The organism is Jidongwangia harbinensis (assembly GCF_020216025.1).
GTDB lineage: Bacteria > Actinomycetota > Actinomycetes > Mycobacteriales > Micromonosporaceae > Actinoplanes > Actinoplanes harbinensis.
Genome location: NZ_JAIWNC010000081.1, coordinates 1 through 11788, shown reverse-complemented (window position 1 = coordinate 11788; position 11788 = coordinate 1). Strand labels below are relative to the sequence as shown.

Below are 11788 nucleotides of genomic sequence, written 5' to 3'. Positions count from 1 at the left end.
CCCGGCCACCGCAACCACCGGCCAGCCAACCGCCACGACGTCCATATCGTCACCAGCGCAAACGCCAACCCGAAAAACAAGAAAACACATAACCCCAGACCACGCCGCACAGGTTAAAACTCAAGCTAGGCGAAGGCGCGGTACAGCAACAGCAGGCCGATGGCGGTGCCGAACGCCACGATCAGCACGCGGAGCACCCGGGGCGGCAGCCGGCGGGCCAGTTTCGCGCCCGCGTACCCGCCGACGACCGTGGCCGGTGCCAGCGTGAGCGCCGCACCCCAGTGGATCGGCGCGAAGATCGCGAAGACGATCAGCGTGACCAGCCCCACCGCGGCCGAGAGCACGTTCTTCAGCGCGTTGATCCGGTTCAGTGACTCGTCGAGCACGAGGGCCAGGGCGGCGACGTACATGACGCCGAGCGCGGCGCCGAAATAGCCGCCGTAGACCGCTCCGACGAACACCATGATCTGCAACGTCAGCATCTGCCGGCGCCGGGACATGGCGCGCGGATGACCCACCAGGCCACGCAGCCGGTCCTGGAACGCCAGCGTCGCCGCCGCGGACAGCACCAGGAACGGCACCACCAGCTCGAACGCCCGCGCCGGCGTGAGCAACAGCAACGCACAGCCGGCCGCCGAGCCCACCACGCTGGTCGGCACGATCGTGCGCAGCCGGCGGCCCTGCCCGGCCAGGTCGGCGCGGCTGCCCACGACGCTGGAGACGTACCCAGGGAAGACCGCGACGCTGTTCGTCACGTTCGCGTCCACCGACGGCAGGCCGGTCGCGATCAGGCTCGGAAAGGTGATCAGCGAACCGCCGCCGGCCAGCGCGTTCACGGCACCGGCGACGAGGCCCGCGACGATCAGCAGAAGGATGTGTGCAAGGTCCATGACCCGGATGAATCTACGGGTCCGGAGCCGGGGCGGCGCGGCGGGCCGCGTACCATGGCGGCGCGACGGACGAGTCGGCCGGGCGGTCGCGTCGGCGCCCCTGGTGGGCGTCGCCGAGGAACGTCCGGACTCCGCAGAGCAGGGTGGTTGTTAACGGCAACCCGGGGTGACCCGCGGGACAGTGCCACAGAAAACAGACCGCCGGCGCTCGCGCCGGTAAGGGTGAAACGGTGGGGTAAGAGCCCACCAGCACCCCGGGTGACCGGGGTGGCTCGGTAAACCCCACCCGGAGCAAGGCCAAGAAAGGCCGCCGCCGCGAGGTGGCGGCCGGCGCAGGCGTTCGAGGGCTGCTCGCCCGAGCCTGCGGGTAGGCCGCAAGAGCCTGTCGGCGACGGCAGGCCGAGATGGATGGCCGCCGCCGGTGGCCGCGAGGCCGCCGGTGACAGAATCCGGCGTACAGGCCGACTCGTCCGTCGCCCTCCTGGTCACGATCCTGAGGGCGGCACTGACCTGAGGTTATTCGTGGGCGTCGTTGGTCATCGTTTGTCGCTCTTGGCCGTCGTCCGACGCCCTGGAGACGCCCTCACGCCCTGGAGACGCCCTGACGCAGGCCCTTGCATCACACCGCCCCCGAGGAGTCATCCCGGTCGCCTGGGCTCTGCCATGCCGGGCCACCGCCAGGGCGTCAAATAGCCTCACCGTTTGACGCCCTGGCGGTGGTCTGGCATCCCTTGGGCAGGCGAGCGGGATGACTCCGCTCCCCGCCATCATTTACTCACCGTGACGTTACACCGACCTCATCCCGGGAGCCTGCCCGCCCGGCGAGGGCGATGCTTTCCCTGTTGCACGACTTGCACGCTTTCGAGCAGGGTAGGAAGCATGGCGGAAGGTATCTCCTGGCACGCGGAGCAAAACGTCCTCGTCACAGACGCAGGCTCCGAAATTCGACCGTATCGCTCGGACAGTCCGGACTTCACGGCTCCCTACGAGGAAATATGCGAGGTTGTCCTGGCTGCACTTAGGAGCGAGTTCTCTCGCATTGCCGAGACCCTCGAATGCGATCCTTATGGCGTTTTAGTTTTGGCCACTTGGACCGTCCTAGAAGATGACGAGATAACAGAGCGGTCCCGCCTGAACCTATTCACCTACCATGACGAATGGGGTCTGATCCAAGAACTCGAAGTAAGCGGACCGCTGATCTCGGAACCCGCGGAAATAGCTGAAACCGTAAGCCCTCTACTCCTAGCGCACGGTGCGTCACTGGTTCGCGATCCTATCTATAAGGAAAGCGGATCCGGGCTTAGAGGTGAAAGGCCGTTCGTTAGACTGGAGATCCGGCCGTCCCTCGAATTTACCGTGGGTGCTCAGGTTAGGTTGAGTGATTTGGTGCGGGAAATACTAACAGCTCGGAGTATGTCCCCCACCACGCCATTCGGAGCGTATTCCTTGGTCCTCGCGGGCATGCAGGAGGCACTCCTCGGCCAAGCCGAGTCGGTATGGCTAGAGGTAAAAAGCAAGGGCTATGGCCTCACTAACGACCGACAAAAGCATGAGCTTGCATGCGACGTGGCGGCCTTCGCCAACACGGAAAAGGGTGGACTTATTGTCATCGGCCTAGCAACAAGGAAGGACGGGGCCAGACAAGACCTCATCGGCGAAGCACCCGGCTGCGCCCCCGGCGATCTAAACACAGAGCAGTACGTTGAGGCGATTAAGAATCGGATTGTCCCGCCGATTGAAGGGCTAGACATCCGGGTATCGGAGTCTAGAGCGAGGCACTTCCTCGCCATTTATGTTCCACCTCAGCCGCGCTACCTACAGCCGTTTCTTGTTAAGGGTGGCGTAGTAGTGAACGAGCGCTGGACCTCTGCGGCGTTTACCATAACCAACAGGGTTGGAAGCGATAAATGGGCAATGTCTGCAGAAGCTGTACATTCGCTTCTCGTCGCGGCACGAGCTGCGCTTGCTGGACAGGCACCACCCAAAACCTAGCTAACCGTCTTCTCATCACCCCGGCCCCTATAGCTACTGGAGGGGTTCGGGGTTCTCGTGCGTGTCGCGCCTGCCGCTGGGCTGGAACCGCCGGCGCCGGGCCGAAGGTTTAGGCGCCGGCGGCGGGCCTCCGGCCCGGCCCTGCTGGGCGGCGCGAGCGGTCCGCAAAGCGGGCCGCCTTGAACCCGTACAGAAACTTCTCACAAAGCGCGACCCCCATGGCCGGGTTGAACACCCTGCCAGAGGACATATAAACGGGTCCTAGGCATAGCCCGGGAGCCTGGCCCGACTCGAACGTGGCAGCCATCCTTGGGTTCAGTGACGCGCGGTTACCCGGCATCCCGCGCGTTGGGCAAGCCTGGTGATCAACTGTAGGACATCCCGAACGAGGGGCGGAGCGTTTCGCTAACCTCCGACCAGCGGCAATGTCCCTCTTGACGGAAGGCACCCTCAGCCCGTTACGTCGATGACGCATACCGTGACGTTGTCCCGGCCGCCATGTTTGAGCGCTGCGTCAATCAAGGCGTCGGCGGTCCGGGAAGGGCTGCTAGAAGTGTTCAGGATGGCCTTGAAAAGCTCCTCGGGCACGTACGAACTGAGGCCGTCGGAGCAAAGGAGAAGCCGGTCGCCGGAGCGGAGTTGGAGCGGTACTAGATCCGGTGACCGGCCGTCTTTCCGCCCGTCAAGGAAGCGCGTCAACTTCTCCGGCAGTTTGGGTACCTCGTTGGCTTGGGCCACCAGGTGCTGGTACGTGTGGTCCTCGCTGATCTGCGTCATGGCGCTATTCGGTGCTTCGTGGTTCCGCATCAGATAGGCGCGAGAGTCTCCGATGTTTGCCAAAACGGCTGAGTCGCCCGACCTCAAGATGGCAACCACGGTGGAGCCCATCCCCGCCAGCTCCGGCTCTTGGCGGACTCTCCTCCGAATGGCCTCGTCTGCATCGTTGATGGCTTTGCCGAGTACGTCGGTGAGCTGCTCCGCAGGGGTTTGCTTGTCGTACGGCCGCACAGCGTCGATGGCCGTCGTACTTGCAATGTCACCGGCGACGTGTCCACCGAGCCCGTCGGCGACGACGTATAGCCATTCGCCCTGGTAGAACGCGTCCTCGTTCCGGCGGCGTACGTGGCCGACGTGAGTCCGGCTTGCAGCATCAAATTTTAGGGCCGCGGTCATCGGTCACCTGCCTGTTCTTCGTCAGGCCAGGGCTGCTGGGCGGTTTCATCGCGGTGCAAGATGTGCACCGTCTCGACGCGATCGCTCGCGACCACGTATTCCGTAACCTCAACCGGTTTCTCGTCGGTGCCTGACGTTCCCACGCGCACGATCTCTAAGACCGGCAGGTTGGTGGAGATCTCCAGAAGGGCTGCTTCTTCCTTGCTGGGCATCCGCGCCCGGTGGATCTCCATCCACTTGATCGGCCAGTGGCCGGCCTTCTCGATGCGGTATAGCCACTCGCCTGCAGCAGGGTTGGCATCGACGCTGGCGACGAGATCGGCGAATCGCGGGTGGATCCAGGAGATGCCGATCTGGAAGGGAGCCTCCGATGCTGGTCCCGTCACGCGGAGTCGACGCGGCACTTCGGTACCGGGGTCGACGCCCAGGAGCTTGGCAAGGCGGGCATCAGTCAGGAGAGCCGAGGAGTTGTCGGCCTTGCCGTGGCGAGTCCAAACCTCCTTGCTGCTCGCTGAGGGGAATGAGTAACCGGTTGCATGCTCGTTGCGCTTGACGAGGTCACCACGTGGGCGGCGCGGTCGCATGGTGCCGTAGCGCACCGAGATGCCCCGACCCTGCACGGCCCAGACGTAACCCTCCGTCTCCAGCAGGGCGATGGCTCGGCCGATGGTGTCGCGGTTCGCGCCGTACTCCTCTGCGAAGTCGTCCAGCCGGGGGAGCCGGGCACCGGGTGGCCATTCTCCGGCTTCGATCCGTTCGCGGATCTTGGAAGCAATGTCCTGGTAGCGCGAGTGCACGGGCAACTCGACACCTCCTCTTCCGAGATTGTCCCAGGACAATCCTTGACACGGGCATGCGATTGTCCCCAGACTATCGCTATGCCATTGTCCCAAGACATTGGCTCGAAGAGAAGCTCCTGACGGGTGTTCCCGTCGGGAAACCGCAGGCAGTCGCCCATGGCGGGCGAGCCTGATCAACAGAAGGAGCCAGTGATGCCGCAGAACCGGATCAGCACACAGCCTCGTCTGATGCTGGACACCACCAACGTGATCTTCGAGATGGCGGACGACATCGTGCCGAAGCTCGACGACAAGGGCGTCCAGAAGATGGACACCCGTGACACTGGTCTGCCGATGTGGACCGCGCCGATGTTTGGCCGTGGCCGTGCCATCGGTCGGAAGTGGTCGGGTCAGCTCAACGTGACGATCGTGTCGGCTGAGAAGCCGACCGCTGAGGACGGCGACCAGGTCATCCCGCTCGATCTGGAGGCACTGCCGTGGGTGTCGGAACAGAACGGCAAGACCCGCAGCGGTGTCGCGTTCAAGGCTTCCGGTCTGGACGTGGTGTCCGCCCCGATGGCCGCGCAGGCCGCCTGACCTTCTATCCGTGCTGGCTCCTGTAGCCACCAACCTTTGCAGGAAGCGGGGCCGCCAGAGATTGGCGTCCTAGAGCGGCCCCGCACCTGTTCATCGAGCAACTCCTAGCCCTCCGGAGAGGGAGGAATCGTCGTGTCCAAGTCTACCCGCCGCAGCCTGCTCGGCGGCTCCCGCAAGGGGAAGACCGTCACGGTCATCGAAGCCCCTACCCGCATGAACCAGCGTCGCAAGGCCAAGGTCGGGTTCTGGGTCACCGCTCTGATCGTCGCCGTCCTGGGCGGCACCGTGGCCGCGCATTACATGCACCCGATCCTGGGTGGCCTGCTCGGCATCGTCGCTGGGGCACTGCTCGGTGCCCTGGTCGCCGTACTCATCATCGTCTGGCCGGTCCTGCGGATCATCTGGCACTGGCTGCCGGAGATCCTGATCGGCACATTCCTGGTCTACGGCTGGACGTGGCTGATCTTCGCCACCCCGATGTGGTTGTCGCTGCTCATCCTCGCCGGGATCGTTGGCGCACCCTCGGCGTACGGGCCTGTCCGGCGCGCGGTGCTGTCGGTGTTCTGGTGCCTGACGGTCAGGCACCGGCTGCGGATGTGCTTCGCCGCGTTCATTGCCCACAACCGGCAGCGCACCCTGCCCCTGATCCTGCTCGCCCGACCAACCCCGGCAGGGGAGCGGGTCTGGCTGTGGCTGCGCCCCGGCCTGTCGTTGCACGACCTGGAACAACCTGGGCAAGTCCAGAAACTCGCTGTGGCGTGCTGGGCCAACGAGGCCCGCGTCACCCGCGCCTCTCGCAAGTACGCGGCCCTGATCCGCGTCGACATCACCCGCCGCGAGCCTCTGGCGGACACCATCGTGTCCAGCCTGCCGGACCATGTCCCGGCCACCATGCCGGCCACCGCACCGGTGTCCCCGGCAATGCCGCCCGTCGGCCTGAACTTCAACGACGTCGACGCGCGCAGCCCGCGCCCCCGGCGCTCACCCGACTCCAACGATGCCCGGCCGCGCCGTACCCGCCAGCCGGAACCCGCCTCGGAGGACATCGATCCGAGTGACTACGCCTAACCACCCCTGACACGTACGTGTCAAAACCTCAACGGTGTTCCGGCGGGGCCTCGACCCCTGTCACCAGCGCCACGCCGGACCACCTCCCTTGCCCCGATCGGAGACCCGCTATGACCACACCGTTGGGCGTCCGGCCGAGCATCCCGGTCGGCACGGACATGTCCATCTTCAACCCGGTGTTCCTCGGCATCGACGAGTTCGGCCATCCCGTCTATCTGCCGCTGGTCTACCGCAACATGCTCATCGGCGGTGAACCCGGCGCCGGGAAGTCGAACCTGCTCAACACCATCGTCGGGCACGCCTCGATGTGCCACGACGTGAGCCTGTGCCTGTTCGACGGCAAGCAGGTCGAACTCGGCCTGTGGGAAGACTGCGCCGACGTGTTCGTCGGCCCGGACCTCGACCTCGCCATCCTCACCCTGCAGCGGCTGCAGGCGGTGATGAACAACCGGTACGCGTTCCTCAAGTCCGTACGCCGGCAGAAGTTCCTGCCCACCGACAAGGAACTGTTCGGCGCGATCCTGGTCGCCATTGATGAGATCGCGTACTTCTCCGCCACCGCTGGTGACAAGAAGGACCAAGAGCAGTTCATGGTCCTGCTGCGCGACCTGGTCGCCCGGGGCCGCGCGGTCGGACTCATCGTGGTCGCCGCGACCCAACGCCCGTCCTCGGACATCATCCTGCCCTCGCTGCGGGATCTGTTCGCGTGGCGCTTCGCCGGCCGCTGCACCAACGACGTGTCGAGCGACATCGTGCTCGGCCATGGCTGGGCCGCTCGCGGTTACAGCTCCAACACGATCGACCCGAACAACCAGGGCTGCGGCCTGTTGATCGCTGAAGGCGGCATTCCCGCCATGGTCAAGGCCGCCTACCTGTCCAACGCCGACATCATCCGCGTCGCGGACTACGCAGCCTGGGTGCGGCGCACTGCCAAAGACACCAACCTGCCCATCGAGCTGAGGGACGTCGCATGACCTCGATCGCCGCGCTGATCCCGCGTATCCGCTATCACCGCACCGGCCGCGTCGTCGCTATCCGCTGCGCGACCTGCCGCCACTGGCGCAAACCGCGCCACTTCGCCGCCACCGCGAACCGCTGCCACACCTGCACCCACGACCAGGCCCGCACCCGCGTCACCAACCGGGCCGCCGCACGGCGGCGCTAACCCGCACCCCGGCACCACCGGCACCACCGGCACCACCCATAGGAACAGCCGACGAACCGGACCCAGAGCCCTGAGAAAGCCGGACCGGCCCGTCGGCCACCACCACCGCCCACGAAAGGACGTGGCGTCATGCAGAGTACCCAAAACCCGACCGCTCCCGCTGCCGACACCGACGACCAGACGGTCATCACCCCGGCTGACATCCTGCGCGGAGCCGCCCGCTACCTCGAAATCCACGGCTGGATCCAAGCCAGCTACTACGCCAACCACGCGGACCCGTTCCCGCCCGCCTGCGCCATCGGCGCGATCGGCATGGCCGCCCACGGCCGCCTCATGACCATCCCTACCGACCACGGCACCGGCGTCCGCGACTGCCGCCGCGCGGTCGACTACCTCAACTCCTACCTGACCGATACCGGCGAGATCAGGCCGCAGTCGGACGACTGGGACACCACCCCTGCTACCGCCTTCGACTGGAACGACCTCGACGACCAGGCCGCCGAGGACGTCGTCGCCACCTTGCGCGCGGCTGCCGACAACTACGACCGCACCCACGGCGGCACCCGATGACCGCCGCCATCACCGCCCTGCCGACCGGCACCACCGACACCATCCTCGACCGTGCCGCCGACTACCTCGCCCGGCACGGCTGGAACCCGACCAGCCTCTACGACTCCCACGAGAACTGCACCCACAAATGCCGGGTGCACCGCACCGGCCTCTACCCCGCCTCCATGGTGGGCGCAATCCGCGTCGCGGTCTTCGGCCGCCCCCGCTGGTACCTCGACACCGCTGACGGTCAAGGGCTGCACGACTACACCGCCGCCGTCGAGTGGCTCAACACCTACCTCATCGCCCACGGCCACGCCGGACTCCACGCCCCGGTCTTCGACTGGCAGGCCGCCGCCGGCCGCACCCTCATCGACGTCACCAGCGGCCTGCACGCCGCCGCCACCGCCTACCGCCACCACGCCCGGCGGAGCGCCGTATGAGCGCGCCGCTTCTCATCCGACTCGCGCCGCTGCGCGGCCACCGCCGCGACTTCGGCATCGCCGACCAGACGCCTGACGCGCTGGGCTTCGGCTACTCCCGCGACGCCGACTCCGGCCCTGACCACGTGCCTGCACCTGACGGCGTCGACCTCATTTCTCTCACCGGCCGCACCCCTCGGAGGGCCGCATGACCACCCCAGTGATCACCGATGTGACACGTACGTGTCAATCACCGTCGTTCACCACCGCCGGACTGCTGTCCGCCCTGGAATCCGCCTGGGCCGCTATCCGGGCCCGGAACCCGGAAGTTCCCGACGCCGTCCTGATCGTCGGGTCCGGCTCACCTGCCAAGGGCACCCAATCGTTGAAATGGGGCCACTACGCCACCCTGCGCTGGCAATCCGGCGAGCAACGGCTCCCGGAGGTCCTCGTTTCCGGTGAGGGCCTGTCCCGCACCCCGGCCGAGGTGTTCACCACCCTGCTACACGAAGCCACGCACGGCCTCGCCGACACTCGCGGCATTCAGGACACCTCCCGTCAGGGCCGGTGGCACAACGAGAAGTTCGCCACCCTCGCCGCCGAACTCGGCCTGTCCGCCCGCAAGGACGACAAGCTCGGCTACTCACCCTGCACCCTCACCGACCAAGCTGCCGCCGCCTACGCGGACACCATCAGCACCCTCGCCGCCGCGCTGCGCGCGTACCGGCACCCCGAACCGACCGGTGTCGGTAAACGACGCACGAACAACAACAACGGCGTCACCGCCGAATGCGCCTGTCCGCGCAAAATCCGGCTCTCGGTGACCGTGTTCCAAGACGGTGGCCCGATTGTCTGCGCCGCTTGCAACGCCGCGTTTCTGCCCGAGGACGTCGACCGCGACACCTACCCGCATCCCACGTTCGGCCCCGCCTGCGGCCACGGCGACGACCAGGCCGACACCGCGCCGGCCGACGACGTCTCGGAGGACCCGATGGTGTTCTACGACCCCACCGGCGAGCGGTACGGCATCCCCACCTACCCGTTCAAGTTCGCCCCCGACGGCTACGCCACCCGCCGCCAACTCCACGCCAAGAATCTGCGTCCCGGCGGCCAATCCGTTGCGGCGCAACTGATGTGGCGCAAAGGCAAGCGCGTCGCCTACCTCTACCGCATTGACCTCGCGCTCCCGAAACGGACCGCGACCGCCGCCCAACTCACGGCCCTCGACAAGGCCAACCGCGCCAGGCGCACCTGCCCGGCCTGCGGCCACCTACGGCCCTACATCATCCCGCGCCGTACCGGCGCCTGCCTCGACTGCACCTCGGAGGTAACCCAATGAACCTCCACGACCACCACCTCATCCGCCTACTCACCAACCTGCGGCTCCCCGTCGGCGACTACGTCATCTTCGGCTCCGGGCCGCTACTCGCGCACGGGCTGCGCACCACGATCAGCGACCTCGACATCGTCGCCCGCGACACCGCCTGGCACATCTGCGCCAGCCTGAGCGCCCCTTACCCGGCCCCGTCCGGGCACGGCCACATGATCCGCCTCTACGGCGGAGCCCTGGAAATCGTCGACCGCTGGCTGTCCCCCATGTGGGACACCGACCGGCTCGTCGACTCCGCGCAGCTCATCGACGGGCTGCCGTTCGCGTCGCTCACCGACGTCATCGCTTCCAAGTGGGCCACCGACCGGCCCAAGGACCACACCGACCTGCACGCCATCCGTGCTCACACCGCTCACGCCTACGCCCTGACCGGAGGTACCCGATGAACTCCGCCACCGTCTTCGCCGCCATCGCGGCCACTCTGTACGCCGCCCATCAACTCGCTGACCACGTCCTCGGCCAGACCGACCACCAGGCCGCGAACAAGGCCGCCCCCGGGTGGACCGGCTGGCGCCACAACGCCTACCACGTCGGCCTCTACCACCTCGTCATGACCGCCATGCTCCTGACCGCCGTCGCGGTCCTCGACCTGCCCCTCACCGCCACCGGCCTCGCTGCCGGGATCGGCTTCTCCGCCGTCACCCACGCCATCCTCGACCGCCGCTGGCCCGTGCGCTGGCTGCTCGAACACACCCGCTCCAAGCCATTTGCCCGTATGGCAAGCCACGGCATCAACGGCATGTACCTCGCCGACCAAGCCCTGCACTACGCCTGCCTCTGGGCATCGGCCCTGCTCATCGCCGGACTCTCCGGAGGAGCCTCATGACCACCACACCCGTGTCTGCCACGGACACCACCACCGTGCCGCGTAAGCGTTTCACCGCCGACACCCTGCAAGTCGGCGTCCTCGTCTGCATCGTGCTGTTCGTCGGCCTGATGGCCGGAGCCGCCTCGTTCCACCACGTCAAAGACTGGACCCTGCACAACAGCCCCACCGGAACCGACGAATGGTTCGGCTGGGCCAACGCCGTCATCTCCGAGCTGATCCCGACCGCATCCATCATCGAAATCGGCCGTCGCCGACGCCGCAACCGTGACGCCTCGGTGCGCTACCCGATGATCCTGCTCGTCGGCGCCGTGCTGTTCTCGCTGACCGCGCAGCTCGCCGTCGCCAAGCCCGGCCTGTCCGGCTGGGTGGTCTCTGCCCTGCCCGCGCTGGCCTTCCTCGGCCTGTCCAAGCTCGTCTTCACCGCCACCGCAACACCCCGGCCCACCACCAACCCGGTCACGGCACTCCCGCCGGCCACCTCGCCCGCCACGTCATCCGACACCGAGCGCGCGCAGGTCCGCCCGGCCGCCGCAGCAAAGAAGACCAGGGCCACCGCCACTGCCAGGAAAACCGCACCGGCGAAGAAGACACCCGCTAAACGGACCCCGGCCAAGAAGACCACCGCACCGGCAACCCCGGAACCCACCCCCGCCGTACCGGCTACGGCACCCGCGACTGCACCCGCTGTGACCGTTCAGCAGATCCCGCAACGGCTGCTCGCGAACGCCCGGACCATCGCCGCATCACACCGTCACGAACACGGCGAAGACATCAAACCCAACCAACTCGCGGTCCGGCTCCGCATCCCGACAGCCGACGCCGCCGACATCCTCACCCAACTCACCGACAACCCGCCCACGGCGGCCACCACCCGGCCGCACAACGGCAGCACCGTTGGAGCCAACGCCTGATGAGTAGCTCGACGCTGCCTCTC

15 protein-coding genes and 1 other RNA gene are annotated in these 11788 nt (G+C 66.7%); 13 read left to right on the top strand and 3 right to left on the bottom strand.

Annotated features, from left to right (window positions below; translation table 11 throughout):
* Positions 1 to 125 precede the first annotated feature (125 nt).
* Positions 126 to 890: a sulfite exporter TauE/SafE family protein gene (locus LDL48_RS42810; protein WP_225260943.1), complete on the bottom strand. Its 765-nt coding sequence runs from the start codon at positions 888 to 890 to the stop codon at positions 126 to 128.
* Positions 891 to 960: 70 nt separating this feature from the next.
* Between LDL48_RS42810 and rnpB the strand changes: the two genes are divergently transcribed.
* Together rnpB and LDL48_RS42800 are read left to right on the top strand one after the other, a co-directional pair.
* An RNA gene (gene rnpB, locus LDL48_RS42805) (RNase P RNA component class A) lies at positions 961 to 1363 on the top strand.
* Positions 1364 to 1769: 406 nt separating this feature from the next.
* On the top strand, positions 1770 to 2882 hold the full coding sequence (locus LDL48_RS42800; RefSeq protein ID WP_225260942.1) for an AlbA family DNA-binding domain-containing protein: 1113 nt from the start codon (positions 1770 to 1772) through the stop codon (positions 2880 to 2882).
* 450 nt (positions 2883 to 3332) lie between these two features.
* Here the strand turns inward: LDL48_RS42800 and LDL48_RS42795 are convergent, their stop codons facing one another.
* On the bottom strand, positions 3333 to 4055 hold the full coding sequence (locus LDL48_RS42795) for a PP2C family protein-serine/threonine phosphatase (RefSeq protein ID WP_225260941.1): 723 nt from the start codon (positions 4053 to 4055) through the stop codon (positions 3333 to 3335).
* Positions 4052 to 4852, bottom strand: coding sequence for a GntR family transcriptional regulator (locus LDL48_RS42790; protein ID WP_225260940.1), 801 nt, complete (start codon positions 4850 to 4852; stop codon positions 4052 to 4054). Before LDL48_RS42790 ends, LDL48_RS42795 begins: the two co-directional genes overlap by 4 nt.
* 231 nt (positions 4853 to 5083) lie before the next feature.
* On the opposite strand from LDL48_RS42790, the gene LDL48_RS42785 reads away from it, so the two are divergent.
* From LDL48_RS42785 to LDL48_RS44920, 11 genes are all read left to right on the top strand, one after another.
* Positions 5084 to 5431, top strand: coding sequence for a hypothetical protein (locus tag LDL48_RS42785; protein WP_225260939.1), 348 nt, complete (start codon positions 5084 to 5086; stop codon positions 5429 to 5431).
* Positions 5432 to 5563: 132 nt separating this feature from the next.
* A complete protein-coding gene (locus LDL48_RS42780; protein WP_225260938.1) occupies positions 5564 to 6499 on the top strand; it encodes a hypothetical protein in 936 nt (311 codons plus the stop codon).
* 110 nt (positions 6500 to 6609) lie between these two features.
* The gene (locus tag LDL48_RS42775; protein ID WP_225260937.1) at positions 6610 to 7473 is read left to right on the top strand and encodes an FtsK/SpoIIIE domain-containing protein; all 864 of its coding nucleotides are present in this window, start codon (positions 6610 to 6612) and stop codon (positions 7471 to 7473) included.
* The gene (locus LDL48_RS42770) at positions 7470 to 7664 is read left to right on the top strand and encodes a hypothetical protein (protein WP_225260936.1); all 195 of its coding nucleotides are present in this window, start codon (positions 7470 to 7472) and stop codon (positions 7662 to 7664) included. The genes LDL48_RS42775 and LDL48_RS42770 overlap by 4 nt, the downstream gene beginning before the upstream one ends.
* Positions 7665 to 7793: 129 nt before the next feature.
* Complete coding sequence (locus LDL48_RS42765; protein ID WP_225260935.1) at positions 7794 to 8234, top strand: DUF6197 family protein; 441 nt, start codon at positions 7794 to 7796, stop codon at positions 8232 to 8234.
* Positions 8231 to 8656, top strand: coding sequence for a DUF6197 family protein (locus tag LDL48_RS42760; protein ID WP_225260934.1), 426 nt, complete (start codon positions 8231 to 8233; stop codon positions 8654 to 8656). The genes LDL48_RS42765 and LDL48_RS42760 overlap by 4 nt, the downstream gene beginning before the upstream one ends.
* Positions 8653 to 8847, top strand: a complete 195-nt coding sequence (locus LDL48_RS42755; RefSeq protein WP_225260933.1) for a hypothetical protein — start codon at positions 8653 to 8655, stop codon at positions 8845 to 8847. The genes LDL48_RS42760 and LDL48_RS42755 overlap by 4 nt, the downstream gene beginning before the upstream one ends.
* An 8-nt stretch (positions 8848 to 8855) precedes the next feature.
* Positions 8856 to 9974 carry an RRQRL motif-containing zinc-binding protein gene (locus LDL48_RS44925; RefSeq protein WP_308016564.1) on the top strand — a complete coding sequence of 373 codons (1119 nt, stop codon included), beginning with the start codon at positions 8856 to 8858 and terminating at the stop codon, positions 9972 to 9974.
* Positions 9971 to 10411 carry a hypothetical protein gene (locus LDL48_RS42745; RefSeq protein ID WP_225260932.1) on the top strand — a complete coding sequence of 147 codons (441 nt, stop codon included), beginning with the start codon at positions 9971 to 9973 and terminating at the stop codon, positions 10409 to 10411. The genes LDL48_RS44925 and LDL48_RS42745 overlap by 4 nt, the downstream gene beginning before the upstream one ends.
* Positions 10408 to 10851, top strand: coding sequence for a DUF3307 domain-containing protein (locus tag LDL48_RS42740; RefSeq protein WP_225260931.1), 444 nt, complete (start codon positions 10408 to 10410; stop codon positions 10849 to 10851). Before LDL48_RS42745 ends, LDL48_RS42740 begins: the two co-directional genes overlap by 4 nt.
* On the top strand, positions 10848 to 11765 hold the full coding sequence (locus tag LDL48_RS44920; protein WP_308016563.1) for a hypothetical protein: 918 nt from the start codon (positions 10848 to 10850) through the stop codon (positions 11763 to 11765). The genes LDL48_RS42740 and LDL48_RS44920 overlap by 4 nt, the downstream gene beginning before the upstream one ends.
* The last annotated feature ends 23 nt before the right edge of the window (positions 11766 to 11788 follow it).

Bases quoted from the DNA above. Each gene is read 5' to 3' on its own strand.
- LDL48_RS42800 (WP_225260942.1), top strand. From the start codon at position 1,770: ATGGCGGAAGGTATCTCCTGGCACGCGGAGCAAAACGTCCTCGTCACA.
- LDL48_RS42765 (WP_225260935.1), top strand. From the start codon at position 7,794: ATGCAGAGTACCCAAAACCCGACCGCTCCCGCTGCCGACACCGACGAC.
- LDL48_RS42755 (WP_225260933.1), top strand. From the start codon at position 8,653: ATGAGCGCGCCGCTTCTCATCCGACTCGCGCCGCTGCGCGGCCACCGC.
- LDL48_RS42785 (WP_225260939.1), top strand. From the start codon at position 5,084: ATGCTGGACACCACCAACGTGATCTTCGAGATGGCGGACGACATCGTG.
- LDL48_RS42775 (WP_225260937.1), top strand. From the start codon at position 6,610: ATGACCACACCGTTGGGCGTCCGGCCGAGCATCCCGGTCGGCACGGAC.
- LDL48_RS44920 (WP_308016563.1), top strand. From the start codon at position 10,848: ATGACCACCACACCCGTGTCTGCCACGGACACCACCACCGTGCCGCGT.
- LDL48_RS42745 (WP_225260932.1), top strand. From the start codon at position 9,971: ATGAACCTCCACGACCACCACCTCATCCGCCTACTCACCAACCTGCGG.
- LDL48_RS42795 (WP_225260941.1), bottom strand. From the start codon at position 4,055: ATGACCGCGGCCCTAAAATTTGATGCTGCAAGCCGGACTCACGTCGGC.
- LDL48_RS42770 (WP_225260936.1), top strand. From the start codon at position 7,470: ATGACCTCGATCGCCGCGCTGATCCCGCGTATCCGCTATCACCGCACC.
- LDL48_RS42760 (WP_225260934.1), top strand. From the start codon at position 8,231: ATGACCGCCGCCATCACCGCCCTGCCGACCGGCACCACCGACACCATC.
- LDL48_RS42810 (WP_225260943.1), bottom strand. From the start codon at position 890: ATGGACCTTGCACACATCCTTCTGCTGATCGTCGCGGGCCTCGTCGCC.
- LDL48_RS42740 (WP_225260931.1), top strand. From the start codon at position 10,408: ATGAACTCCGCCACCGTCTTCGCCGCCATCGCGGCCACTCTGTACGCC.